Source organism: Burkholderia territorii (assembly GCF_001718335.1).
GTDB classification, from domain to species: Bacteria; Pseudomonadota; Gammaproteobacteria; order Burkholderiales; family Burkholderiaceae; genus Burkholderia; species Burkholderia territorii.
In genome coordinates this window covers 1,261,707-1,285,789 of sequence record NZ_CP013366.1, presented here as the reverse complement: position 1 = coordinate 1,285,789, position 24,083 = coordinate 1,261,707, and the positions used below count along the sequence as shown (strand labels likewise).

Below are 24,083 nucleotides of genomic sequence, written 5' to 3'. Positions count from 1 at the left end.
TCAGGCCTCCATCACGCGTCGCAACGCTTCGCCGACCCGGGCCGGCCCGGGGAAATACGCCCATTCCTGCGCGTGCGGATACGGCGTGTCCCAGCCCGTCGTCCGCTCGATCGGCGCTTCGAGATGGTAGAAGCAGTGCTCCTGCACGAGCGACACCAGCTCCGCGCCGTAGCCGCAGGTGCGCGTCGCCTCGTGTACCACTACGCAGCGGCCGGTCTTGCGCACCGACGCGACGATCGTGTCGAGATCGACCGGCCACAACGTGCGCAGGTCGATCACTTCCGCGTCGATGCCGGTTTCCTCGGCGGCCGCCAGCGACACGTGCACGGTCGTGCCGTACGTCAGCACCGTCAGGTCGTTGCCGGGTCGCACGACGGCGGCCGTATCGAGCGGCACCGTGTAATAGCCTTCCGGCACCGCGCTGCCCGGATGCTTGAGCCACGACGTGACCGGACGCTCGTGATGGCCGTCGAACGGCCCGTTGTACAGGCGTTTCGGCTCGAGGAAGATCACCGGATCGTCGTTCTCGATCGATGCGATCAGGAGTCCTTTCGCGTCGTACGGATTCGACGGCATCACCGTGCGCAATCCGCAGACCTGCGTGAACATCGCCTCCGGGCTCTGGCTGTGCGTCTGCCCGCCGTAGATGCCGCCGCCACACGGCATCCGGATCGTCATCGGCGCGGTGAACTGGCCCGCGGAGCGGTAGCGCAGCCGCGCGCCTTCCGACACGATCTGGTCGGACGCCGGATAGAAGTAGTCCGCGAACTGGATCTCGCAGACCGGCCGCAATCCGTACGCGCCCATCCCGACCGCGGCGCCGACGATCCCGCCTTCCGAGATCGGCGCATCGAACACGCGCGACTTGCCGTACTTCGCCTGCAGCCCCTCGGTGCAGCGGAACACGCCGCCGAAGTAGCCGACGTCCTGCCCGAACACCACCACGTCGTCGTCGCGGGCGAGCATCACGTCCATTGCCGAGCGCAGCGCCTGGATCATCGTCATCGGCTGCGCCGATGCCGTCGTCGTTTCATGTTGCGCCATGATCACGCTCCCAGTTCCTGGCGCTGACGGCGCAGGTGCGCGGGCAGCTCCTTGTACACGTCGTCGAACATCGACGCCGGCGACGGAATCCGGTCGTCGGCCAGCGTCCCGAACTTCTCCGCTTCCTTCTGCGCGGCGATCACCTCCGCCTCCAGCTCGGCCGTGAGCGCGTCGTGCGCGCTGTCCGACCAGATGCCCTTCGCGATCAGGTGCTGCTTGAAGCGGGCGATCGGATCGCCGAGCGGGAAATGGGCCCAGTCGTCGCTCGGCCGGTATTTCGACGGATCGTCCGACGTCGAGTGCGCGCCGGCGCGATAGGTCACCCACTCGATCAGCGTCGGACCGAGATTGCGGCGCGCGCGCTCGGCCGCCCACGCCGACGCCGCGTAGATCGCGAGGAAGTCGTTGCCGTCGACGCGCAGCGAAGCGATGCCGCAGCCGACGCCGCGCCCGGCGAACGTCGTGCCCTCGCCGCCCGCGATCGCCTGGAACGTCGAGATCGCCCACTGGTTGTTGACCACGTTCAAAACGACCGGCGCGCGATACACGTGCGCGAACGTGAGCGCGGTGTGGAAGTCGGATTCCGCGGTCGCGCCGTCGCCGATCCACGCGGACGAGATCTTCGTGTCGCCCTTGATTGCCGACGCCATCGCCCAGCCGACCGCCTGGATGAATTGCGTCGCGAGATTGCCCGAGATCGAGAAGAAGCCGGCTTCGCGGTCCGAATACATGACCGGAAGCTGGCGTCCCTTCAACGGGTCGCCCTCGTTCGACATCAACTGGCAGATCATCCGTTCGAGCCGCACGTCACGCGCGATCAGGATGCTTTGCTGGCGGTAGGTCGGGAAGCACATGTCGCCATGGCGCAGCGCCATCGCGTGCGCGGCGCCGATCGCCTCTTCGCCGAGGCTCACCATGTAGAAGGAAATCTTCTTCTGGCGCTGCGCGATCATCATGCGCGCGTCGAAGATGCGCGTCTTGAGCATCGCGCGCATCCCGGCGATCAGGTGCGCATCGTCGAGGTCCGGCGCCCATGGGCCGAGGGCTTCGCCGTGATCGTCGAGCACGCGCACCAGGCTGCGGGCGAGATGGGCGGTGTCCGCCGGCGCAACGTCGATCGGCGGGCGGCGGACCGCGCCGGCCGGCGACAGATGCAGATAGGAAAAATCCGTCTTGCAGCCCGGACGCCCGGTGGGCTCCGGCACATGCAGACGCAATGGCTCTGACAGGCTCATCGTGTCGTCTCCACGCTCGATTGTGTCTCACGCTGATGGAAGCGCGCGGCCGGTTGCCGGCTCGCGCGCGGGATGGCGCACGGATAAGCGCGCCAACCTTGAAAATCTATGCCTTATGGCGCGAAACGTCGATGACCAACCCGCTCGTTGCGGATGAGCAGATTTGCCATGGCGGATGTGGATGGACGATCGGTGCGGCTGGTGGAGCGAACGCACGCCGCCCGTGCTGCGATGCGTCAACAGCCGGTGAAGCGTGCGTATCGAGGCCGGACCGATCGGTACACGTCGAGCATGTCGGACGATACGAAGGAAAAGACCCCGCGAAATCCTGGATCCGGGCGGGGCCTGGTATGTCGGGCGCTTGCGCTCCCGCCTCGCCGGGTGGCCCCGGCGGGCGATGCATCACGCGTCGGGGCGCGCGATGTCGAAGCGGCTGTCGGGTCTCACGTGCGCGTACGCCGACGGGCCGCCCGCACGCAGAATGATGCCCGCGCCGAACGTGTCGAAGATGCCGTCCTTCAGCAGGTCATGCCGAATATGCACGGCGATGACCTCGCCGAGCACCAGCGTCGCCGGAGTCTCGATGCCGCGGTGATCGCGCAGCGGGATCACGTCGGTCACCTTGCATTCGAAGTTCACGCCGCTTTCCGCCACGCGCGGCACGTCGACGACGCGCGACGCAATCGCGGTCAGGCCGCCGAGGTCGAATTCGTTGACGCCGTACGGCACCGCGGCGCAGGTCTGGTTCATCCGCTCGGCAAGGTCGCGCGTCGCGAGGTTCCACACGAACTCGCCGGTTTCCTGCACGTTGCGCAGGCTGTCCTTCGCGGCGATGCTCGAAAAGCCGATGATCGGCGGACGATAGTTGAACGCGTTGAAGAAGCTGTACGGCGCGAGATTGACCGTGCCGTCGGCGCCTCGGGAGGAAATCCAGCCGATCGGGCGCGGGCCGATGATCGCGTTCAGCGGATCGTGCGGGAGGCCGTGGCCTTGTGCGGGTTCGTAATAGTGGTAGGTGGAGTCGGTCATGGCGAGTGACGTTGCGGCGGGAACATCTGGTCGGATAGATCGTATTGCGATGGTAAACGCGAACCGCCCTTCGCGCTCGCACGGCGATGGCGCCACGTCCCGCCAGGCATGCTCGTAACGGCATCCTCCATCGAGTCGCCTCCGTGTGCGGCGCGTGGCGCCATCCGTCCTCGTGTGCAGCCCGCCGTGCTCCTCAGGCACCGTCAACAAGAAAGCCCGCAGAAGCGGGCTTTGACATCGCAATTCATTTCACCGCGCCGTTCTGCCTCGCGCTTCTTCCCGCTTGCGCGCTTCGCTTGGTGCGGGCCTGGTTCGTGCTGATACGCAGCCCAGGACTCGTGCGACCCTCAGCGAACAATTGGCGACGCTACTTGCCCGGGGCCCGGCCCGGGAATGTCTATGTCCGACAGCGCCATATCGAGGCAGGTCATGTACTCGTAGATATGCTGATAGCCAACCTGCGTGTGGAAATCACGGATGTGTCCATTCACCGTACCGTCGAGCCGGTATTGCATTGGCGTCGTCACCGACGCTGAAAGATCGGCCGTTCCCCATTGCGCGTAATCCAGGGGCCGGGTAGCCGCGGAAACCGCATCGACGGCAATCTTCGTATCGAGCGGAGTATCCAGCCCCGCATCGCTGTAGACGTCCTTCACCTGCAGAATGGTGTCCGCATTCCAGGCCATCGGAACGATATCCCGCGAATTGAACACGCGCACCGCACGGTCCCGCATTTGCTGGTTGAAATAGTCGGCAAATGCCGCATTGCCTGCTGTCGGGCCCGCGAATGTCTGGCAGTTGTACGTGTGGGCCTGCAAGCCATTCTGATTCTTCAGGTACAACACGATCGCGGATGCCAGCGCGCCGCCGAGGCTGTGCCCGATGACGTTGACGACCGACGACGGCTGCACGGTCCTCAGAAAGTCTGCAAGCTTCACGCGACTTGAATCCGGCGTGTCCAGCACGTAAAACAACGCCCCGTTGGTACCCGCCGATATGCGTGCGTCGGACGGGCAGTCCCGCACATACGCGCTGAACGGTTCAAGCGTTCCGAACGAAAAGTCGCCCATGAGATCGAGCGGCGATTCGAAATTGGTGCCGCTCGTCACGACCGAATATTCGCCGGTGGCGGTCGATTGCAACACGGCCGTGATATTGGCGGCATAGCCATTCCGGTCCGATACGATGGCGGGCCCCCAAACGATCGCAAACTGATCGTTCCGCGTCATCCGCGATCCGTTCAGGCGATCCACGATGATCTTTTTCACCTGCGGGGCTGTCGGATGCTGGATGCCGTGTCCGAATTTGTCCGTGGCCGCGTTGTTCAGCACATAGGCCAACGTGAGGTTGACCTGCATTTGCCCGAGTTTGCTGGATGTCATGGTTCGTCGCCTCGTCGTCGCACTGCGGAAGGGAATCATTGCGAGTAACGCCGGCTCCTGGCCGCTTGCGCCGGTGCAAATGTCATTCGGTGCGCAACGACGGTTCTTCAATTGCAGACGGCGCAGGTTCGCAATAATCGCGCAAATAATGGCGCACGCATTAGAGCGAAACAACCTGTCGATATTGGCAGGTGCCATTGAGCCATTTTCGGATTCACGTCAAATACCGGCCCTTATTTTTATTGAATAAATTCAACATCGCCAAATCGATGTTCGCCGTTTCAAATAATCGCATCACCATCCCGATATTTTCGATAAGCGAATAAATTGGTGCGGACACGTAACATCGCTTACGTCTGAAGAATTTTCGACTAGAATTCGATCCGACGTGGCCACGTCGAGCATCGTATGACAACTCGGAGAACAACGATGGCAGACTACGTGAAGTACGGCGATGTTATTCGACTCACCAACGGCTACGGGGGCAACTGGAAAGGCGGTTATCTGTGCGTGGGCGGCCCTGCCCGAGTCGATGGCGGCCAGGATTATGTGGGAACCGTCTCGTCGCTCAGCGGAAATGAAACGGCAACGCAATGGATTATCGTTTCGCCGCTCAATCAGAAACCCAAAGGGCAAAACGTCGTCAGTTGCGACCAGATTCTGCTTCAGAGCGTCAAGGACAACAGCTATCTGGCCCTGTTCAATAACAATGCCAATAACGGCCAAAATCTCGACGTCGCCACATCGGGCGGCCTGGGCGGCACCGGATCCGTCGCCTGGCATATTTTCATTCGCTCGAATCCCCAGAACGATCCGAAGCTGATTACCGAAGACCAGCTATTTTTGCTGAATTCGTTCAATAACGGCGCCGGATTCCTCGATACGCGGGGCGAAGGACAATCCGGCTTCCTGTACAACGTCTCGGCTTCGTTGCTGGTGGATCGAGAAGGGAGCGGCAGCGGTGCATGGATGATCACGCGCGGTTAGGCGTCGCGCCTCGGTCCCGTGTGCAACGGCATTGGGCCGAGGCGCCATCCTGGCGATACGCCGAGCCGCCTTCAACGGCAGCGGGATGGTGGAGTCGACGAGAGATCGATCCGGAGAGGAAACGGCCGGCACGCCGCAACGGCTCGGTCCATGCCGCCGCATGACGCGGACGCGTGTCGGCAAATACGAAATGGTGCCGGGGACCGGACTCGAACCGGCAAGCCAATCAAGGCGGCGGATTTTCGTCACACTGCTTCTTTCAAAGCCGGCGTCGTCGAAACGACACCGTTCGTGCGCTGGACTATGCCTTCGCCGTCGCGCGCGGGCGTGATCGCCACCCGTGCGCCTTAGGCGCCCCCCGTCTAGTCTCTACACCTTCCTCGCTCGAGCTGTACCGCGAGGCTTGGCTCGGCGTTGCCTCGACGCGCGTCGCGCATCAGGGGTTTCGCCGAATTTGAAGGGTTCTGCACCGACCGTTTCCGGCCGGGCACTCAATCATTTAAGTCCGCTATGTTTACCAATTTCATCACCCCGGCAAAAGGGCGGACGCGATTCTACCATTGCTTGCACATGCATTAGCTGATTCACGCGTATTGCATCGCGATGCAGCATGTCGGCGCGCACCGTGCACGCCCGGATTCATCCGGCGTCTTCGACATCCACGCGACACGGTCGTCGATTTCGCCCCGCACCGCAGCATCCGCCGATACAATCGAATCCGCCCCGCTCGCCGGGCGCTGAAACATCTGACGTTTGTATCGCAATGTCGACGAAACAGACGTCTCATGCGTCATCGCGAAGTCACAAACGTTTTCGATAATTTCCTCGCCGAAAACGTTTACATCGCATCACGCCATGACCCCGACCATCAAGGACGTCGCCGCACTCGCCGGCTTCTCGATCGCTACCGTCTCGCGCGCGATCAACGCGCCGCACACCGTCAGCCCCGCCACGCTGGCGACGATCCGCACCGCCATCGACACGCTGCAGTTCCGCCCGAGCCCGCTCGGCCGGCAGTTGCGCGGCGAGCGCACGCGGCTGGTCGGCGTCGTCGTGCCGACGCTGTCGAACCCGGTGTTCGCCGACTGCCTGCAGGGCATCGACGAACTCGCGACCGCAGCCGGCTTCAAGCTGATCCTGATGACGACCGAATACGACGCCGCGCGCGAACGCCATGCGATCGAGACGCTGCGCGAGCAACGCGTCGAAGGGCTGATCCTGACCGTCGCCGATGCGGACACGCATCCGCTGCTCGACATGCTCGACCGCGACGGCCCGCATTACGTGCTGATGCACAACGACACGCAACGCCGCCCGTCGGTGTCGGTCGACAACCGCCGCGCCTCCTATGACGGCGTCCGTCTGCTGACCGCGCGCGGCCATCGTCGCGTGCTAATGCTGGCCGGCTCGCTCGCCGCGTCGGATCGCGCACGCCAGCGCCATCTGGGCTACGCGCAGGCACTCGAGGAAGCCGGCGTCGCGACGCTGCCGCCGGTGGAAGTCGACTTCAACGCGGCCGAGCTTCCCGACGCGGTGCTCGCGCACCTCACCGCGCAAGCCACGCGCCCGACCGCCCTCTTCTGCAGCAACGATCTGCTCGCGATGGTCGTGATGCGCGGCCTGCGTCGAGCAGGCTTCTCGATTCCCGACGACCTGTCGGTGCTCGGCTTCGACGGCATCGCGATCGGCGAGCTGCTCGCACCGCCGCTTGCGAGCGTCGCGACGCCGAACCAGGACATCGGCCGCCATGCATGGCGGCGTCTCGTCGAATGCATCGGCGGCGCGACGATCGAGCGCACGTCGCTGATCCTGCCGCATACGGTACGCGACGGCGCGACGGTCGCGTCGCCGGCCGCCGACCTTCAGCTGCACCAAGCCTGAACACGCGCCGCGCCACCGCGCGCGGCGCGGCGACATACCTTCACCCCGCCCGGAGACCCACCGTGTCCTTTCGCCTGACCTCGCTGCTGCGCGTGCTCGCCGCACCCGTCGCCTGCGCCGCGCTCGTCGCGCTCGCCCCCGCTGCCCACGCCGACGAAACCGCGATCTGCTACAACTGCCCGCCCGAATGGGCGGACTGGGCCGCGCAGATCGCGGCAATCAAGCAGAAGACCGGCATCCGCGTGCCGTTCGACAACAAGAACTCCGGCCAGGCGATCGCGCAGCTGATCGCGGAGCAGAAGAGCCCGGTCGCCGACGTCGTCTATCTCGGCGTGTCGTCGGCGTTCCAGGCGAAGGACAAGGACGTGATCGCGCCGTACAAGCCCGCGCACTGGAACGACATCCCGGCGAACCTGAAGGATCCGCAAGGCTACTGGTTCGCGATCCACTCGGGCACGCTCGGCTTCTTCGTGAACAAGGATGCGCTCGACGGCAAGCCCGTCCCGCGTTCGTGGGCGGACCTGCTGAAGCCCGAATACAAGGGCATGGTCGGCTATCTCGATCCGTCCAGCGCGTTCGTCGGCTACGCGGGCGCGGTCGCCGTCAACCAGGCGCTCGGCGGCAGCCTCGACAACTTCAAGCCGGGGCTCGACTGGTTCCGCAAGCTGAAGGCGAACGCGCCGATCGTGCCGAAGCAGACCGCGTATGCACGCGTGCTGTCCGGCGAGATTCCGATTCTGCTCGACTACGACTTCGACGCGTATCGCGCGAAGTACAAGGATCACGCGAACGTCGAGTTCGTGATTCCGAAGGAAGGCACGATCGCGGTGCCGTACGTGATGAGCCTCGTCAAGGGCGCGCCGCACGATGCGAACGGCCGGAAGGTGCTCGACTTCGTGCTGTCCGACGAAGGCCAGAAGCTGTGGGCCAACGCATACCTGCGGCCGGTGCGTGCGCAGACGCTCGGCGCCGACGTCGCCGCGAAGTTCCTGCCGGCGAGCGAATATGCGCGCGCGAAATCGGTCGACTTCGGCAAGATGGCGGCCGGTCAGCAAGCGTTCGGCCAACAATACCTGCAGGTGATGCAGTAAGCGCCGGATTCACGTCATGCTCGACCTGACTTTCCCGCTGCGCTGGCGCGTCGCGCTCGTCGCGCCGGCGCTGGCGGTGTTCGCCGCGTTCTGGCTGCTGCCGATGGCGGCACTCGTGCACGTATCGGCCGACGGCGCGTTCTTCACGCAGTACGCGGCACTGCTCGGCAACGCGCGCTACATGAAGAGCCTCGGCGAAACGGTCGCGTTGTCGGCCGGCGTCACGCTCGCGACGCTCGCGCTGTCGACGATCTCGGGCCTGCTGCTTGCACGTCGCGAATTCGCCGGCAAGCGCGTGCTGCTCGCGCTGCTCACCTTTCCGCTCGCGTTCCCGGGCGTCGTGGTCGGCTTCATGGTGATCATGCTCGCCGGCCGGCAAGGGCTGATCGGGATGCTGTCCGCGAAGCTGACCGGCGACAAGTGGGTGTTCGCGTATTCGGTTGCCGGGCTGTTCGTCGGCTACCTGTACTTCTCGATCCCGCGCGTGATCGTCACGGTGATCGCGGCCGCGTCGAAGCTCGACGCGTCGCTCGAGGAAGCGGCGCGCTCGCTCGGCGCGTCGCCGTGGCGCATCTTCGCCGACATCGTGCTGCCGGCGCTCGCGCCGGGCCTGATCGCCGCCGGCGCGATCTGCTTCGCGACCGCGATGGGCGCGTTCGGCACCGCCTTCACGCTCGCCACCGACCTGAACGTGCTGCCGATGACGATCTACACCGAATTCACGCTGAACGCGAACATCGCGACGGCCGCCGGCCTGTCGATCGTGCTCGGCATCGTCACGTGGGCCGTGCTCGCGCTCGCGCGCCGGTTCACCGGCCACACCGCCGCCGCCGCGGCCTGAGGATTCCTTCATGCAATCGCTTTCCGGTTCGTCCGCGCCGTCGCCGGCGCCTGCCCCATCGCACGCGACCGGCGCCGCGCGCCGCGCACCGCGCGTGTCGGGCGCGCGTGCGATCGCCGCGCTGCAATGGGGCGTCACGCTGCTGCTGTGCGCGTTCCTGATCGTGCCCGTCGTGATGTCGGTGCTCGCGGGCCTCACCGTCAACTATTTCCGCGGACTGTCGAGCGGCCTCACGCTGCGCTGGCTCGAACAGGTGTGGCAGCAATACCAGGGATCGGTCGTGCTGTCGCTCGGCGTCGCGTTCGCGACGCTCGCGATCGTGCTCGTCGTCGGCGTGCCGGCCGGCTATGCGCTCGCGCGCAGCAAGAATCGCGTCGCCCGTGTGATCGAGGAAGCGCTCGTGCTGCCGGTCGCGCTGCCGGGCCTCGCGTCCGCGCTCGCGCTGCTGGTCGTGTACGGCGGCTTCACCGCGTTCCGGATGAGCCTCTGGTTCATCGTCGTCGGCCACGTCGTGTTCACGCTGCCGTTCATGGTGCGCGCGGTCGCGGCCGTCGCCGCCGGTGCCGACCTGCGCACGCTCGAGGAAGGCGCGGCGAGCCTCGGCGCGTCGTTCGTCACGCGCTTCGTCACGATCGTGCTGCCGAACCTGCGCCCCGGCATCGTCGCGGGCGCGCTCGCTGTGCTCACGCTGTCGATCGGCGAATTCAACCTCACGTGGATGCTGCACACGCCCGATACGAAGACGCTGCCCGTCGGGCTCGCCGACACCTACGCATCGCTGCGCCTCGAAGTCGGCAGCGCGTACACGATCGTGTTCCTGCTGATGACGCTGCCGCTTCTCGTCGCGATGCAGTGGCTGGGCGTCGATCCGTCCGGCACGCGCGCGCTGAAGCGTCGCCCGCGCTGACCCTGCGTTGACCCTCCCGCTCCCATGAAACTCGAATCCACTTCCATCACCCTGACCCGCTGCGCGAAGACGTTCCGCGGCACGCGTGTGCTCGAGCCGCTCGACCTGTCGATCGGCGCGGGCGAGACGCTCGTGCTGCTCGGCCCGTCGGGTTGCGGCAAGACGACGACGCTGCGCCTGATCGCCGGCCTCGACACGCCGGACGCCGGCGGCACGATCCTGTTCGGCGGCGACGACGTGACCGCGCTGCCGATCGAGCGCCGCCAGGTCGGCATGGTGTTCCAGAACTACGCGCTGTTCCCGAACCTGACGGTGCGCGGCAACGTCGGCTACGGGCTGAAGATCCGCAAGACGGAGCCGCGCGCGCTGCGCGCACGCGTCGACGAATTGCTCGCGATGATGCGGCTCGACGCGCATGCGGACAAGCCGGTCGATCAGCTGTCGGGCGGCCAGCGCCAGCGTGTCGCGCTCGCGCGCGCGCTCGCGGTGCGCCCGCGCGTGCTGCTGCTCGACGAGCCATTGACCGCGCTTGATGCGAAGCTGCGCGACGTGCTGCGTCGCGACATGAATGCGCTGCTGCGCGAGCTCGGCGTGACGACCGTCTACGTCACCCACGACCAGGCCGAGGCGATGGAGCTCGGCGACCGGATCGTCGTGATGGGTGCGGGCCGCATCGAGCAGATCGGCACGCCGCGCGACATCTATTACCGGCCGGCGAACCGCACGGTCGCGCAGTTCATCGGCACGCTGAACCGGCTTGCGGGACAATGGCGCGATGGCGCGCTCGTGACGACGGGAGGCTCGATCGTCACGCCGCACGCCGCCGACGAGTGGTTCTTCCGCCCGGAGGATGCACAGCTCGCCGATCCCGCGCATGCGCCGCTGCGCGGCGCGATCGGCGCGTGCGCATTCCTCGGCGAGCGCACGCGGCTCACGATCGAGCACGCCGCGCCCGACGCGCTCGTGATCGACGTGCCGGGACGCATCGAGCTCGCACGCGGCACGGCGGTCGGCCTCGCGATTGCGGCGGAAGGCCTGATCGCACTCGCCGCGTGACAACGCCCCACGATAATCAGATATTCCGAGGAACAACGATGCTGCTTGCTCAAATCAGCGATCTTCACATCAAGCGTCCGGGCCAGCTCGCGTACCGGCGCGTCGACACCGCGGCCGCGCTCGCGCGTTGCATCGCGAAGCTGAACGCGCTGGTGCCGCGCCCCGACGCAGTGCTCGTCACGGGCGACCTGACCGACTTCGGTCACGACGACGAATACCGCCATTTGCGCGACTTGCTCGCGCCGCTCGAGATTCCGTATTACCTGATGGTCGGCAACCACGACGATCGTACGGGGCTGCGCCGCGCGTTCGCCGATCGCGCCGAATTGCAGGACGGCGAATTCGTGCAGTACGCACTCGACATCGACGCCGTGCGCGTGCTCGCGCTCGATTCGCAGGTGCCCGGCGCGAGCCACGGCGACCTGTGCGATGCGCGACTCGCGTGGCTCGCCGCGCAGCTCGACGCCGCGCGCGACCGGCCGGTGATCGTCGCGCTGCACCATCCGCCGTTCGCATCCGGAATCGGGCACATGGACGCGCTGCGCCTCGCGCCCGCCGCCGCCGCGAAACTCGATGCGCTGCTGCGCGGCCATCCGAATGTCGAACGCGTGCTGTGCGGCCACGTGCACCGGACGATGTTCACGCGCTTCGGCGGCACGCTTGCGTCGGCCGTGCCGGCGCCCGCGCACCAGGTCGCGTTCGACTTGCGGCCGGACGCGCCTTCCGCGTTCCGGCTCGAGCCGCCGGCGTTCGCGGTGCACGTCCATACGCCGGAAGCGGGCGTGGTGTCCCATCACGTGTACGTGGACGAAGGCGACGGGCCTTATCCGTTCTATGAACCGAGCGGCGAACTGGTGGACTAAACGCGCGCGTCGCGCGCGATGACGGGCCGGTGCGGGCGGTCGCGGCTGCGGACCGTTGGATTGCGGCGGATCGGCGGCCCGTCACACGCGGCCCTGCTGCCCGGCCGTGGCGGCCCGGCCGGCAGGATTCGCCATGCTCCGGTATGATCGGCACCCTCGATCGGCACCCGGCGCCTGCGCAACCGATGCAGGGCCGCCCGCCCAACTCCGTTCCATTGCCGCCATGTCCGCCGCTTCCACCGACCGTCCGACCGACGCCGCCTCGCCCCACTACTCGCGCAGCCTGCTGTTGCTGCTCGCGACGATCGCGGGCGTGTCGGTCGCGAACATCTATTACAACCAGCCGCTGCTCGACAGCTTCCGCTCGGCCTTTCCCGACGGCGCGTCATGGATCGGCGCGGTGCCGACCGCGACGCAGCTCGGCTATGCGGCCGGCATGTTCCTGCTCGCGCCGCTGGGCGACCGTTTCGATCGTCGCGGGCTGATCCTGATGCAGATTGCGGGCCTGTCGCTCGCGCTGATCGTGGCCGCGACGGCGCCGTCGCTGGCCGTGCTCGCCGGCGCGAGCCTCGCGATCGGCGTGCTCGCGACGATCGCGCAACAGGCGGTGCCGTTCGCGGCCGAAATCGCGCCGCCGGCCGAGCGCGGGCATGCGGTCGGTACCGTGATGAGCGGCCTCCTGCTCGGTATCCTGCTGGCGCGCACGGCGGCCGGCTTCGTCGCCGAATATTTCGGCTGGCGCGCGGTGTTCGGTGCCTCGGTCGCGGCGCTCGTCGCGCTGGCCGCGGTGATCGTGCTGCGGCTGCCGCGCAGCTCGCCGACGTCGACGCTGCCGTACGGCAAGCTGCTCGGCTCGATGTGGCACCTCGCGGTCGAACTGCGCGGGCTGCGCGAGGCATCGCTGACGGGCGCCGCGCTCTTCGCCGCGTTCAGCGCGTTCTGGCCGGTGCTTACGCTGCTGCTCGCCGGCGCGCCATTCCACCTCGGCCCGCAGGCCGCGGGCCTCTTCGGGATCGTCGGCGCGGCCGGTGCGCTGGCAGCGCCATACGCGGGCCGTTTCGCGGACAAGCGCGGCCCGCGCGCGATCATCTCGCTCGCGATCGCACTGCTCGCGGTGTCGTTCGTGATTTTCGCACTGTCGGGGACGAGCCTCGTCGGGCTCGTGATCGGCGTGATCGTGCTGGACGTCGGCGTGCAGGCCGCGCAGATCTCGAACCAGTCGCGCATCTACGCGTTGAAGCCCGAAGCACGCAGCCGCGTGAACACCGTCTACATGGTGTGCTACTTCATCGGCGGCGCGCTCGGCTCGTCGGCCGGCGTCGCCGCGTGGCACGCGTTCGGCTGGCTCGGCATGTGCGCGGCCGGCCTGCTGTTTACCGCGCTCGCCGGCTGGTTCCACCACCGCGGCGCACGGCACGGCTGAACGCCGCGCCTCGCGGGCATCACGCGTCGGCGCGAGACGCGGCCGGTTCATCGGCGGGCGGAAGCGTGAATGCCGGCGCGGGATCCATGACGGCCGCCGGATCCACGACGGCGCCCGGTGCCGGCACCGCAAGCGGCACCGCGGAAGGCGTGAGGATCGGCGCCGCGTCCGGCGTTGCGGCCTGTTCCGGTGCCGGTGCCGCCGCACCCGTTGACGATTCGACGGCCACGGTTGCCGCAACCGATGACGCATCGGCGGCCGCGCGCGCGGCGGGCCGGCGCGCCGGATCGAACACGAACGACAGCCCGACACTGCCGAGGATCGCGATCGTCGCGATCACGGTCGCCGTCGTCACGGGCTCGCCCAGCATCAGCGCGCCGAGCGCGACCGCGACGATCGGGTTCACGTACATGCAGCTGCTCGCGATGATCGGGCTCGTATGGCGAATCAGGTAGCCGTAGGCGACATACGCGGCCATCGTGCAGAACACCATCAGGTACAGGAACGCGAACACCGGACCGACCGCGACCTGCTCGATGCGCTCGCCCATCAGCCACGCGGCCATCGTGGACATCAGCCCGCCGAGGCCAATCTGTAGCGACGTCGACAGGAACAGGTCGGACGGCAGCTTGAGCCGCGTCGCGAGATGCGCGCCGCCAGCCCAGAACAGCGCGCCGGCAAGCACGCAGATCGTGCCGAGCGCCGAGTTCGCGGCGGCCGCGCCACCCGAATTCAGCACGACGATACCGACCATCCCGAGCGCGACGGCCGCCCACTCGCCCTTCGTCACCGGACGCCCGGCGACCGCCGCGATCACTGTCGCGAACAGCGGCACCGTCGCGACCATCACGGCGGCCGAGCCGCTGCTGACCGTGCGCATCCCGAGCGCGATCGTGCCGGACGAAAGCGCAACCAGCATCGTGCCGACGATCGCCGAGTTGCGGATTTCCAGCAGCGTCGGCCATTCGGGCTTGCGACGCAGCGCGAAGATGAACAGGCCGATCCCGCCGAGCAGGTTGCGCAGCCCGGACAGCAGCAACGGCGGGAACGACTGCAGCGCGAAATGCAGGCCGCTGTAGGTCGAACCCCAGACGAAATAGATGAATACCAGGGCCAGTGCGACACGGCCGCCGCGGCTTTGCGGCAGGCGGATCCGGATCGGCAGGCGGGCGAGGAAATCGAGAAGGCGATCGAGCGGTGTCATCGTTCAGCCCGCCTGCACGGCGTGCCGCGTGCCCCGCTGCAAGACGCCGGCGATGCCGGCAAACGCCCCTGACGGGACGAGGAAGGCGGAGACGAACGTGCGGAACGACATGGCAGTGCGAACGGCGACGAAGAGAACCGGCAAGCGGCGGCAGAGGGTCGAAAAACGTGCGCGGACCGCTTTGGCCGCGCACGCTCGGCATTATGGCATCAAGGATTCGAAAGCATCGCCAGACCTGTCTGAAAGGATATCGACTGACGTTTCGGCGCGACATTTTTCGGGATCCGGACCAACGCGATCAGGGCCGGACACGCGCCGCGCGGGGCGCCGCGGACATCACCGGCAGTCCTTCCGCGCCCATCGCGATCGATCCATCGGCCTGACGGCCAGTCATGCGCTGCGAGCGTTGCTTCGCGCTTATGGTGATGGTCGGCCTGCCCGTCCGGGCGGACATTCCATTCGTTCAACCCGCGCACTGCGCATACAAAATTTTGTATAATCCCACCATCCTTCCGCCGAAGCCGGTGGTCTTCGTCGGCAGCGCACTGGACGCGCTGCGCGGCTTTCCGATGCCCGCGCGCCGCGAAGCCGGTCACCAGATCGACCAGGTGCAGCGTGGCCTGGCGCCTGACGACTGGAAGCCGATGCGCACCATCGGTGCCGGCGTGCGGGAAATTCGCTTGCGCGATGCGAGCGGCGCATTCCGGATCGTCTACGTCGCGACCTTCGTCGACGCGATCTACGTGCTGCACTGCTTTCGCAAGCAATCGGCGCGCACCTGCAAGACCGATATCGAACTGGCCACCCGGCGCTATCGCGCGCTGGCGATCGAGAGGAAACGATGAGTAACGAACGCTATACGAATGTCTGGGACGCCATCGAGAGCCAGCCGGCCGAGGCCGAGAACATGAAGCTGCGCTCCGCGCTGATGATCGCGCTCAAGCAGCGCATCGCACAGCTCGAACTCAGCCAGGCCGAAGCCGCTAAGCGGCTGGGTGTCACGCAGCCGCGCGTGTCCGATCTGCTGCGCGGCAAGATCAATCTGTTCGGGCTCGACGCGCTCGTGAACATGGCGGCGGCGGTCGGCCTGCGCGTCGATCTGCAGGTAAGCGAATCCGCGTGACGCAGCCGTGAAGCACGGCGGGCGCGGGCGCGCCCCGCCGCTCACGATCCGCCGAACCAGTTGTATCCCTGATCGACCCAGTAGCCGCCCGGAAAGGTATCGGTCACGAAGATTTCCATGATGTGCTTCGGATTCTTGTAGCCGAGCTTGGTCGGCATCCGCAGCTTCATCGGAAAGCCAAACTCCGGCGGCAGGCGGCGGCCGTCGTAGTCGAATGCGAGCAGCGTCTGCGGATGCAGCGCGGTCGGCATGTCGATGCTCTCGTAGTAATCGTCCGCGCATTTGAAGCCGACGTATTTCGCATGCGTATCGGCGCCGACGCGGGCAAGGAACGCGCCAAACGGCGTGCCGCCCCAGCGGCCGATCGCGCTCCACCCTTCCACGCAGATGTGCCGCGTGATCTGCTCCGCGTGCGGCAGCGCATACAGCTCGTCGAGCGTCCACACGCGCTTGCCCGTCACCCGGCCCGACAGCACGAGCCGGTACGTCGATGCGTCGACGTGCGGCACGTCGTCGATGCCGTAATACGCGTTGAACGGGAACGGCCGCGTGATGTCGGCCTCCGTATAGGTCGGCGCGAGCCGCTCGCCGCTGAACAGCCACGCCTGCACGCGATCGTTCATGCGCGATACCTTCTCGAGGAACGCGTTGACCGACGCGTCGTCCTGCAGCGTGCAGCCGGTCAGCATCGTCAGGCCGCCGAGCGTCAGCACGCGCCGGTTGAACAGGCGCCGCGACGGCATCTCGAGTTCGCGGCGCACGTCGAGCTCGAGCGACTTGCGGTCGAGCGTCCAGCCCGGCCGACCACGGTTGTTTCCGGATTCCGACATGATGAATTCCTTCGCCCGCGGCATGCGGGTCAGCGGCCGCGCAGCATCGCGAGCAGCGAGCGCGGCACCAGCAGCGCCATCGCGACGTGTACGACGAAAAACGCAACGAGCAGCGACATCGCCCAGAAGTGCACGACACGCGCGTTGTCGTAGCCGCCGAACAGCTCGCGCAGCAGCGGAAACTGCACCGATTTCCAGATCGTGAGCCCCGACAGCACCAGCACGATCAAATCGACGATCGCGGTCAGGTACGCGGCCCGCTGCACCGCGTTGTAGACGCTCAGGTCGTCGTGCGACAACCGGCCGCCCAGTGCCGCGCGCACGTCGCGCCCTATCGAGGCCGGCGTGACCGGCAGCATCTTGCGCGCGAGGCGCCCCGTCGCGATCGACATCGCGAGGTAGAACAGCCCGTTGCCGACCAGCAGCCACATCGCCGCGAAATGCCATTGGAGCGCGCCGCCCAGCCAGCCGCCGAGCGTGATGCCGTGCGCGAACGTGAACGGCGGATAGATCGGCGACGCATCGTAGATGCGCCAGCCGGACAGTGCCATCAGGATCGCCGCGAGCGCGTTGAGCCAGTGGCTCACGCGCACCCACAGCGGATGAATCGTGCGCGCGGGCGGCGTGGCAGCCGCGTGCCCGGCAGCGGGAACGGTTTGCATGATGAAGACTCCCGGAACGTAGCGGCGGTGCGCGACGCGCGCGCGGCCTCGTGTGCCGCATGCGCGGGCCGCGCGCCACCGCGTGGGTCAGTTCGACGGCGCCATCTTGTCGCCCGACGTCGACTTGCCCATCGCGTCGTGCGACATCGCGTCCTTCTTCATCGCGTGCTTCTTCATCGCGTCTTTCTTCATCGCACCGTCCTTCGCCATCGCGTCGTGGCCCATTGCGTCCTTCGACATCGATGAGCCCTCCTTCGACATCGCGTCGTTCTGCGCATATGCGCCCGTTGCGACCATGGCGAAACCGGCGACACAGGCTGCGATCAGTACTTTTTTCATGACATCTCTCCGAAACATGGGTTTGAGGAGCCGAATAGACGGAGGACGTCGCGGGATATGACAGTCGTTTCGAGAATTTTTTTTCAGGGACCGTCGAAACCGCTGCATTGCTGCACCGCGCCGTCATTGTCAGCGGGGCCGCAGGGCCGCGCGGCGGTGCAATTGAGCGCGGCTTGCGCGGCGGGCGCTCGCCCCGCATTGCTGCAAGCGCACCGCGGCCACCGGTCCGCCACCGGTTGAAACCGCCGCGAAGCCAGTGTATCGTGTGCGCTGCTAACGCGGGGGTCCTGCAATGCGTTCGGTCAAACAACCGGCATTGCGGGTGAGAAATACCCTTTGAACCTGATCTGGATAATGCCAGCGCAGGGAAGCGTACGGATTTCACCGCCATCCTTCTGACGAAATCCGCCGCCTCACCAAGCCTCGTCTCCTGCTTAGCTCGAGCCCCACATTCGTCAAGGGCTCCGGGCAAGCGCCGTGGCGCCTGTCCGGCGCTCACACAGGAGATTGCATGAACGCCAATCCGAAATTTCTGTCCGCGGACGCGCACGTCGACGCCGCCGCCGTCGCCCCGCTGCCCAATTCGCGAAAGGTTTATGTAACCGGCTCGCAGCCCGACATCCGCGTGCCGATGCGCGAGATCACGCAGTCCGACACGCCGACCGGCTTCGGCGGCGAAAAGAACCCGCCGATCTACGTGTACGACACGTCGGGCCCGTACACCGATCCGGACGCGAAGATCGACATCCGCGCAGGCCTGCCGGCACTGCGCCAGCGCTGGATCGAAGCGCGCGGCGACACCGAGGTGCTCGACGGCCTGTCGAGCCTGTACGGCCGCGAGCGAGCCGCCGACCCGGCCACCGCCGACCTGCGTTTCCCGGGCCTGCACCGCAACCCGCGCCGCGCGCAGGCCGGCAAGAACGTCACGCAGATGCACTACGCGCGCCAGGGCATCATCACGCCGGAAATGGAATACATCGCGATCCGCGAGAACCAGCGCCGCGCCGAGTACATCGAGAGCCTGAAGTCGAGCGGCCCGAACGGCGCGAAGCTCGCCGCGATGATGGGCCGCCAGCATCCGGGCCAGGCATTCGGCGCCGCGGCCTTCGGCGCGAACGCGCTCGCCGAGATCACGCCCGAGTTCGTCCGCGACGAAGTCGCGCGCGGCCGCGCGATCATTCCCGCGAACATCAACCACCCGGAATCCGAGCCGATGATCATCGGCCGCAACTTCCTCGTGAAGATCAACGCGAACATCGGCAACTCGGCCGTCACGTCGTCGATCGGCGAGGAAGTCGACAAGATGACGTGGGCGATCCGCTGGGGCGGCGACACGGTGATGGACCTGTCGACCGGCAAGCACATCCATGAAACGCGCGAGTGGATCATCCGCAACAGCCCGGTGCCGATCGGCACGGTGCCGATCTACCAGGCGCTCGAAAAGGTCAACGGCAAGGCCGAGGACCTCACCTGGGAAATCTTCCGCGACACGCTGATCGAGCAGGCCGAGCAAGGCGTCGACTACTTCACGATCCACGCGGGCGTGCGCCTGCAGTACGTGCCGCTCACCGCTAACCGGATGACGGGCATCGTGTCGCGCGGCGGCTCGATCATGGCGAAGTGGTGCCTCGCGCATCACAAGGAAAGCTTCCTGTACGAACACTTCGAAGAGATCTGCGAGATCATGAAGGCGTACGACGTGAGCTTCTCGCTCGGCGACGGCCTGCGTCCCGGCTCGATCTACGACGCGAACGACGAGGCGCAGCTCGGCGAACTGAAGACGCTCGGCGAGCTCACGCAGATCGCGTGGGAGCACGACGTGCAGGTGATGATCGAAGGCCCCGGCCACGTGCCGATGCAGCTGATCAAGGAGAACATGGATCTCCAGCTCGACTGGTGCAAGGAAGCGCCGTTCTACACGCTCGGGCCGCTGACCACCGACATCGCGCCCGGCTACGACCACATCACGTCGGGCATCGGCGCCGCGATGATCGGCTGGTTCGGCACCGCGATGCTGTGCTACGTGACGCCCAAGGAGCACCTCGGGCTGCCGAACAAGGACGACGTGAAGGAAGGCATCATCACGTACAAGCTCGCCGCGCATGCGGCCGACCTGGCCAAGGGCCACCCCGGCGCGCAGGTGCGCGACAACGCGCTGTCGAAGGCGCGTTTCGAGTTCCGCTGGGAAGACCAGTTCAACATCGGCCTCGACCCCGACAAGGCGCGCGAATTCCACGACGAGACGCTGCCGAAGGATTCGGCGAAGGTCGCGCACTTCTGCTCGATGTGCGGCCCGCACTTCTGCTCGATGAAGATCACGCAGGACGTGCGCGAGTTCGCGGCGCAACAGGGCGTGTCGGAAACCGAGGCGCTGAAGAAGGGAATGGAAGTGAAGGCGGTCGAGTTCGTGAAGACCGGCGCCGAGATCTATCACCGCCAGTAAATCTGCAAGCGAACGCGGCGGCCCGCGCGGGCCGCTTCGCTTCGTGAAGCACGGCACGAAGCCCGCCATCAGGCGGGCTTTTTTCTGCGCGCTCGCATGCGGTGTACCCGCCGGTGCGAGCGAAACAATTGATTACGAAACCGCCAGAGCCTTAACAAGTCCTTACAACCGCCGCTCGGAAGCGCGCGTAGATTGAATTCATGCGCGGCCGTCAGGCGGTCGCGCGACCTCCGTTCACTACCACAAGGACAACGATCATGAACCATTCGATTCGGCGTTTTGGGGTATGCGCGCTGCTCGTCGCGACGGTGGCCAGTCTCTCGGCCTGCGATTCGATGACACGACGCCAGCGCGATACCGCGATCGGTGCCGGTGTCGGCGGCGTCGCCGGCGCGGCGATCGGCGGCAACGCGCTGTCGACGCTGGGCGGTGCGGCAGCAGGCGGCATCATCGGCAACCAGGTCGGCAAATAAGCCGGCCGGCTTACCCGGCTGCCGCGCTACGCGCGGCAAGCGCCGGCCTGACGGCGTTTCCGCCACGCGGGAGCGCCGTTTTTCATATGCGGCGCCGCAACATCCCGTAGCGGCCCGGAAATGATCCGTTACCGTTTAGCGCACCTTGTCATCGCCGCGCGGCCTAAGCTTAAGCATCTGCCGATTGCCGGCCCCGCCGGAGAGACATCATGAACAGGATCTTCGTCGCCGCGGCGCTCGCGTGCACGACGCTCGCCGGCTGTTACTACCCTTACGGCTACTATCCGTCCGGTTACTACGCGGCGGCGCCGGTTCAGCCCGCGCCGGTATACGTCGATCCGGGCCCCGCGTACTACTACCCGGCCCCTGCGTATGCGCCGGCCTGGGGCGGCTACTGGGGCCCGGCGGTGTCGCTCAATTTCGGCTTCGGCGGACACGGCGGCTGGCACCATCATTGAACGGCCGGCCGGGTACCCGGCCGGGCCACGTCGCCGACGGGCCGACTTCCCGGTTCTTGTCATTTCATCCGATCGTGAAACGACGGCACGGGAACACATGTAAGATTCTTCGCATCCCGTCCCCTCGCCGCCACGCTCGATGTCGCCCAAAAACGCCTTTCTGCTGACCGTCCTCGCCGCCCTGTGGGGCGCGTCGTTCCTGTTCATCCGGATCGGCGTCGCCGATTTCGGTGTCGCGCCGTTGATGGCGCTGCGCGTGGGCATCGGCGCGCTGTTTCTCGCAGGCTTCGCGCTGACGCGCTTCAAGCCCGCAGAGCTCGGCGCACAGCTGCGCCGTCGCGCGTGGCCGCTGTTCGTCGTTGGCGCGCTGAACTCGGGCATCCCGTTCTGCCTGTTCGCGTTCGCGGAACTGACGCTGTCTGCCGGCGTGACGTCGGTGATCAACGCGACGACGCCGCTGTGGGGCGCGCTCGTCGCGTATCTGTGGCTGAAGGACAAGCTGTCGCTGCCGCGCGCGCTCGGCCTTGTGATCGGGTTTGCGGGCGTCCTCACGCTCGTGTGGGACCAGATCGCGAACGCACACGGCAGCACCGGCGCCAGCGCGACCGCGCTCGCCGCCGTCGCCGCGCTCGGCGCGACGCTGCTGTATGGCATCGCGGCAAACTACACGAAACGCACGTTGAGCGGCGTCGACCCGCTCGTCAACGCGACCGGCAGCATGATCGGATCGACCGTGCTGCTGCTGCCGTTCGCGATCGCGACGTGGCCCACGGCGGCCGTCGGCATGCATGCCTGGGGTGCCGTGCTCGCGCTCGGCATCGCCTGCACGGGCATCGCGTATTTCATCTTCTTCCATCTGATCGCGCATGTGGGCCCGGCCCGCGCGATTACCGTGACGTTCGTGATCCCGGTGTTCGGCCTGCTGTGGGGCGCGCTGTTCCTCGGCGAACACGTATCGCTCGTGATGATCGAAGGCTGCGCGATCGTGCTCGTCGGCACCGCGCTGGCGACCGGCGTGATCAAGCGGATTCCCGGGCTCCGCCCGCGCGGCGGCGAAGCGGCCTGAACGGCGGATGCGGCCGGTGCCCCGCCGGTGCGGATTTCCCGCGCCGCACCGGCCGCCGATCCTCGAGCGCCGCATGTCGCCCGGTGCGCGACGGCGCGCGTCGAGTTTCGCGTGACGCAATGCAGCCGCGCGGCTTTCCGGCCCTCCCGTATTCCTTGCACGCGATGCGCGCGGCACACGCGGCGCTGTCGCCGCATACGCGAGCAGCGAGCCGCGCGTGTCGTGTTCCCGGTCGCACAGCCGCGTCCAGCCGTCGGTGTAGCGTTTGCGTCTGGAGTTACCCTGATACGCGCGCGGCACCATTGCCGTTACACTCGAAATATCCATCCGCAGAAGGCGGTTACGATGCACCACGATCTTTCGCGTCCACCTGTGCGTGCGACGGCTTCTGCGTGGCGCGTACGATGCCGCCCCCCCGATCGCCCCCGGGCATCGTTGACATGAAGCCCTCCCGCGATCTCTCGCTCGACTCCCTGCTCGAACGCCTCACGCCGACGCCCAGCGGCTGGACCGCCACGTACCGCGAGACGACGCTGCGCAGCGTGTTTCAACCCGTGCTGTCGATCACGCACAAGCGCGTGGTCGGCTATGAAGCGTTGCTGCGCGTCGTGGACGAGAACGGCACACTGGTTTCGCCGGTCGCGCTGTTCGACAGGACGCGTGCCGCTGCCGAAGCGTTGCTGCTCGACCGGCTCGCCCGCTGCCTGCATACGGCCAACTTCGTCGCGCAAGGCATCGGCGACGGCTGGCTGTTCCTGAACGTGACGCCGCGCGTGCTCGATTCGGGCCTCGTGCAGCGCGAATTCGTCGAAGCGCTGTGCCGTCATTTCGCGCTGCCGCCGAACCGCATCGTGCTGGAAGTCGTCGAGCAGCCCGCGCGCGACGAAGCGGCGCTCGCCCGCACGATCGACATGATCCAGCACCGGGACTTCCTGATCGCGATCGACGATTTCGGCACCGGGTTCTCGAATTTCGACCGTGTTTGGCGCACACGTCCCGATATCGTGAAGCTCGATCGGTCGCTGGTCGAACGCGCGAACGCGTCGGCCGACGACCGTCGCATCATGCACCACCTGGTATCGATGCTCCACCAGGCCGGCGCGATGGTGCTCGCCGAAGGCGTCGAAAGCGACGACGCGCTGCAGACGCTGATGGAGGCCGACATCGATTTCGTCCAGGGTTTCCAGTTCGGCCAGCCCGACGCATCGATCGCGCACGCGAGTGCCGCGGCGCCCGCGATGCTCGACGCCGCGTGGCAACGCTTCATCGCCCGCCGGCATGCCCCGGCGATCGCCGAGCAGCCTGGCTTCGACGCGATCGAGCGGCTCGTGCTCGCCGGCGCGGCCGCATTTTCCGCGAGCGGCAATCTGCAGGACGCCGCTCAGCGCGTATTCGCGGTGCCGGCCGCGCGCCGGGTGTTCGTCACGGACGAGATCGGCGAACAGTTCCTGCCGTCGATCGGCGCGCGTCCCGAGGACGGCCAGACGACCGGCACGCGGCTTTCGCCGCTGTTTCCGGAGACGCACAGCAACTGGTCGCGGCGCCCGTACTTCCAGCGCGCGATCGCGGCACCGGGGCGCGTCGCGCTGATGGGCCCGCACTTCTCGCTGACCGAAGGCCGCGATTGCTACACGGCAGCCGTCGCGATTCGCGCGCAAAGCCGCCTCGTGGTGTTCTGCGTCGACTTCGTGCTCGACAGTGCGGGCACCGTGATGCGTTAGCTGACGCCGCGGCACGGCTGCGCCG

At 66.8% G+C, this 24,083-nt stretch carries 23 protein-coding genes and 1 riboswitch; of the genes, 15 read left to right on the top strand and 8 right to left on the bottom strand.

What is annotated here, in order from left to right; all coding sequences use genetic code 11:
• The 4 genes from WS51_RS16590 to WS51_RS16575 form a co-directional block, all read right to left on the bottom strand.
• Complete coding sequence (locus WS51_RS16590) at window positions 1-1,044, bottom strand: alpha-ketoacid dehydrogenase subunit beta (protein WP_059806161.1); 1,044 nt, start codon at window positions 1,042-1,044, stop codon at window positions 1-3.
• Between the two features lie 2 nt (window positions 1,045-1,046).
• Window positions 1,047-2,279, bottom strand: coding sequence for a 3-methyl-2-oxobutanoate dehydrogenase (2-methylpropanoyl-transferring) subunit alpha (locus WS51_RS16585; protein WP_069229464.1), 1,233 nt, complete (start codon window positions 2,277-2,279; stop codon window positions 1,047-1,049).
• Between the two features lie 402 nt (window positions 2,280-2,681).
• Window positions 2,682-3,308, bottom strand: coding sequence for a flavin reductase family protein (locus WS51_RS16580; protein ID WP_059449403.1), 627 nt, complete (start codon window positions 3,306-3,308; stop codon window positions 2,682-2,684).
• Between the two features lie 347 nt (window positions 3,309-3,655).
• Window positions 3,656-4,888, bottom strand: coding sequence for a lipase family protein (locus WS51_RS16575; protein ID WP_236872390.1), 1,233 nt, complete (start codon window positions 4,886-4,888; stop codon window positions 3,656-3,658).
• Between the two features lie 231 nt (window positions 4,889-5,119).
• Between WS51_RS16575 and WS51_RS16570 the strand changes: the two genes are divergently transcribed.
• From WS51_RS16570 to WS51_RS16535, 8 genes are all read left to right on the top strand, one after another.
• Window positions 5,120-5,677 (top strand): hypothetical protein, encoded by a 558-nt coding sequence (locus WS51_RS16570; RefSeq protein WP_059449405.1) that lies wholly within the window; start codon window positions 5,120-5,122, stop codon window positions 5,675-5,677.
• A gap of 855 nt (window positions 5,678-6,532) precedes the next feature.
• Window positions 6,533-7,558 (top strand): LacI family DNA-binding transcriptional regulator, encoded by a 1,026-nt coding sequence (locus WS51_RS16565; RefSeq protein WP_069229463.1) that lies wholly within the window; start codon window positions 6,533-6,535, stop codon window positions 7,556-7,558.
• Between the two features lie 62 nt (window positions 7,559-7,620).
• Complete coding sequence (locus tag WS51_RS16560) at window positions 7,621-8,649, top strand: ABC transporter substrate-binding protein (RefSeq protein WP_059806153.1); 1,029 nt, start codon at window positions 7,621-7,623, stop codon at window positions 8,647-8,649.
• A 16-nt stretch (window positions 8,650-8,665) separates the two neighbouring features.
• The gene (locus tag WS51_RS16555; protein WP_059449408.1) at window positions 8,666-9,490 is read left to right on the top strand and encodes an ABC transporter permease; all 825 of its coding nucleotides are present in this window, start codon (window positions 8,666-8,668) and stop codon (window positions 9,488-9,490) included.
• 10 nt (window positions 9,491-9,500) lie between these two features.
• A complete protein-coding gene (locus WS51_RS16550) occupies window positions 9,501-10,397 on the top strand; it encodes an ABC transporter permease (protein ID WP_059506006.1) in 897 nt (298 codons plus the stop codon).
• A 24-nt stretch (window positions 10,398-10,421) separates the two neighbouring features.
• On the top strand, window positions 10,422-11,453 hold the full coding sequence (locus tag WS51_RS16545; protein ID WP_059545992.1) for an ABC transporter ATP-binding protein: 1,032 nt from the start codon (window positions 10,422-10,424) through the stop codon (window positions 11,451-11,453).
• A 38-nt stretch (window positions 11,454-11,491) separates the two neighbouring features.
• Window positions 11,492-12,316 (top strand): phosphodiesterase, encoded by an 825-nt coding sequence (locus tag WS51_RS16540; RefSeq protein WP_069229462.1) that lies wholly within the window; start codon window positions 11,492-11,494, stop codon window positions 12,314-12,316.
• A gap of 223 nt (window positions 12,317-12,539) precedes the next feature.
• Window positions 12,540-13,739: an MFS transporter gene (locus WS51_RS16535; RefSeq protein ID WP_059797919.1), complete on the top strand. Its 1,200-nt coding sequence runs from the start codon at window positions 12,540-12,542 to the stop codon at window positions 13,737-13,739.
• A gap of 19 nt (window positions 13,740-13,758) precedes the next feature.
• Here WS51_RS16535 and WS51_RS16530 read toward each other — a convergent pair whose 3' ends face one another.
• A complete protein-coding gene (locus WS51_RS16530; protein WP_069229461.1) occupies window positions 13,759-14,943 on the bottom strand; it encodes an EamA family transporter in 1,185 nt (394 codons plus the stop codon).
• Window positions 14,944-15,434: 491 nt separating this feature from the next.
• On the opposite strand from WS51_RS16530, the gene WS51_RS16525 reads away from it, so the two are divergent.
• Window positions 15,435-15,788, top strand: a complete 354-nt coding sequence (locus WS51_RS16525) for a type II toxin-antitoxin system RelE/ParE family toxin (protein ID WP_069229996.1) — start codon at window positions 15,435-15,437, stop codon at window positions 15,786-15,788.
• Window positions 15,785-16,066, top strand: coding sequence for a helix-turn-helix domain-containing protein (locus WS51_RS16520; RefSeq protein WP_059449414.1), 282 nt, complete (start codon window positions 15,785-15,787; stop codon window positions 16,064-16,066). The genes WS51_RS16525 and WS51_RS16520 overlap by 4 nt, the downstream gene beginning before the upstream one ends.
• Before the next feature lie 41 nt (window positions 16,067-16,107).
• Here WS51_RS16520 and WS51_RS16515 read toward each other — a convergent pair whose 3' ends face one another.
• From WS51_RS16515 to WS51_RS16505, 3 genes are all read right to left on the bottom strand, one after another.
• On the bottom strand, window positions 16,108-16,896 hold the full coding sequence (locus tag WS51_RS16515; protein ID WP_059506201.1) for a molybdopterin-dependent oxidoreductase: 789 nt from the start codon (window positions 16,894-16,896) through the stop codon (window positions 16,108-16,110).
• A 29-nt stretch (window positions 16,897-16,925) separates the two neighbouring features.
• On the bottom strand, window positions 16,926-17,558 hold the full coding sequence (locus WS51_RS16510; RefSeq protein ID WP_069229460.1) for a cytochrome b/b6 domain-containing protein: 633 nt from the start codon (window positions 17,556-17,558) through the stop codon (window positions 16,926-16,928).
• An 87-nt stretch (window positions 17,559-17,645) separates the two neighbouring features.
• Entirely contained in the window at window positions 17,646-17,897 is a 252-nt protein-coding gene (locus tag WS51_RS16505) for a pentapeptide MXKDX repeat protein (RefSeq protein ID WP_059449417.1), read from the bottom strand.
• A gap of 270 nt (window positions 17,898-18,167) precedes the next feature.
• A riboswitch (TPP riboswitch) is annotated at window positions 18,168-18,284 on the top strand.
• Window positions 18,285-18,408: 124 nt separating this feature from the next.
• Between WS51_RS16505 and thiC the strand changes: the two genes are divergently transcribed.
• From thiC to WS51_RS16480, 5 genes are all read left to right on the top strand, one after another.
• Entirely contained in the window at window positions 18,409-20,340 is a 1,932-nt protein-coding gene (gene thiC, locus WS51_RS16500) for a phosphomethylpyrimidine synthase ThiC (protein WP_069229459.1), read from the top strand.
• A gap of 257 nt (window positions 20,341-20,597) precedes the next feature.
• A complete protein-coding gene (locus WS51_RS16495; protein ID WP_059449419.1) occupies window positions 20,598-20,813 on the top strand; it encodes a glycine zipper 2TM domain-containing protein in 216 nt (71 codons plus the stop codon).
• A 209-nt stretch (window positions 20,814-21,022) separates the two neighbouring features.
• Window positions 21,023-21,271, top strand: coding sequence for a hypothetical protein (locus tag WS51_RS16490; RefSeq protein WP_059505988.1), 249 nt, complete (start codon window positions 21,023-21,025; stop codon window positions 21,269-21,271).
• Between the two features lie 139 nt (window positions 21,272-21,410).
• A complete protein-coding gene (locus tag WS51_RS16485; RefSeq protein WP_059505986.1) occupies window positions 21,411-22,337 on the top strand; it encodes a DMT family transporter in 927 nt (308 codons plus the stop codon).
• 440 nt (window positions 22,338-22,777) lie between these two features.
• On the top strand, window positions 22,778-24,058 hold the full coding sequence (locus WS51_RS16480) for an EAL domain-containing protein (protein WP_059505984.1): 1,281 nt from the start codon (window positions 22,778-22,780) through the stop codon (window positions 24,056-24,058).
• The last annotated feature ends 25 nt before the right edge of the window (window positions 24,059-24,083 follow it).

What these genes read in the sequence shown, in the direction of transcription:
- WS51_RS16545 (WP_059545992.1), top strand. Translation starts at nt 10,422, where the DNA reads ATGAAACTCGAATCCACTTCCATCACCCTGACCCGCTGCGCGAAGACG.
- WS51_RS16585 (WP_069229464.1), bottom strand. Translation starts at nt 2,279, where the DNA reads ATGAGCCTGTCAGAGCCATTGCGTCTGCATGTGCCGGAGCCCACCGGG.
- WS51_RS16505 (WP_059449417.1), bottom strand. Translation starts at nt 17,897, where the DNA reads ATGAAAAAAGTACTGATCGCAGCCTGTGTCGCCGGTTTCGCCATGGTC.
- WS51_RS16480 (WP_059505984.1), top strand. Translation starts at nt 22,778, where the DNA reads ATGAAGCCCTCCCGCGATCTCTCGCTCGACTCCCTGCTCGAACGCCTC.
- WS51_RS16540 (WP_069229462.1), top strand. Translation starts at nt 11,492, where the DNA reads ATGCTGCTTGCTCAAATCAGCGATCTTCACATCAAGCGTCCGGGCCAG.
- WS51_RS16515 (WP_059506201.1), bottom strand. Translation starts at nt 16,896, where the DNA reads ATGTCGGAATCCGGAAACAACCGTGGTCGGCCGGGCTGGACGCTCGAC.
- thiC (WP_069229459.1), top strand. Translation starts at nt 18,409, where the DNA reads ATGAACGCCAATCCGAAATTTCTGTCCGCGGACGCGCACGTCGACGCC.
- WS51_RS16590 (WP_059806161.1), bottom strand. Translation starts at nt 1,044, where the DNA reads ATGGCGCAACATGAAACGACGACGGCATCGGCGCAGCCGATGACGATG.
- WS51_RS16485 (WP_059505986.1), top strand. Translation starts at nt 21,411, where the DNA reads ATGTCGCCCAAAAACGCCTTTCTGCTGACCGTCCTCGCCGCCCTGTGG.
- WS51_RS16530 (WP_069229461.1), bottom strand. Translation starts at nt 14,943, where the DNA reads ATGACACCGCTCGATCGCCTTCTCGATTTCCTCGCCCGCCTGCCGATC.
- WS51_RS16555 (WP_059449408.1), top strand. Translation starts at nt 8,666, where the DNA reads ATGCTCGACCTGACTTTCCCGCTGCGCTGGCGCGTCGCGCTCGTCGCG.
- WS51_RS16550 (WP_059506006.1), top strand. Translation starts at nt 9,501, where the DNA reads ATGCAATCGCTTTCCGGTTCGTCCGCGCCGTCGCCGGCGCCTGCCCCA.
- WS51_RS16570 (WP_059449405.1), top strand. Translation starts at nt 5,120, where the DNA reads ATGGCAGACTACGTGAAGTACGGCGATGTTATTCGACTCACCAACGGC.
- WS51_RS16490 (WP_059505988.1), top strand. Translation starts at nt 21,023, where the DNA reads ATGAACAGGATCTTCGTCGCCGCGGCGCTCGCGTGCACGACGCTCGCC.
- WS51_RS16520 (WP_059449414.1), top strand. Translation starts at nt 15,785, where the DNA reads ATGAGTAACGAACGCTATACGAATGTCTGGGACGCCATCGAGAGCCAG.
- WS51_RS16495 (WP_059449419.1), top strand. Translation starts at nt 20,598, where the DNA reads ATGAACCATTCGATTCGGCGTTTTGGGGTATGCGCGCTGCTCGTCGCG.
- WS51_RS16575 (WP_236872390.1), bottom strand. Translation starts at nt 4,888, where the DNA reads ATGGCACCTGCCAATATCGACAGGTTGTTTCGCTCTAATGCGTGCGCC.
- WS51_RS16510 (WP_069229460.1), bottom strand. Translation starts at nt 17,558, where the DNA reads ATGCAAACCGTTCCCGCTGCCGGGCACGCGGCTGCCACGCCGCCCGCG.
- WS51_RS16535 (WP_059797919.1), top strand. Translation starts at nt 12,540, where the DNA reads ATGTCCGCCGCTTCCACCGACCGTCCGACCGACGCCGCCTCGCCCCAC.
- WS51_RS16565 (WP_069229463.1), top strand. Translation starts at nt 6,533, where the DNA reads ATGACCCCGACCATCAAGGACGTCGCCGCACTCGCCGGCTTCTCGATC.
- WS51_RS16580 (WP_059449403.1), bottom strand. Translation starts at nt 3,308, where the DNA reads ATGACCGACTCCACCTACCACTATTACGAACCCGCACAAGGCCACGGC.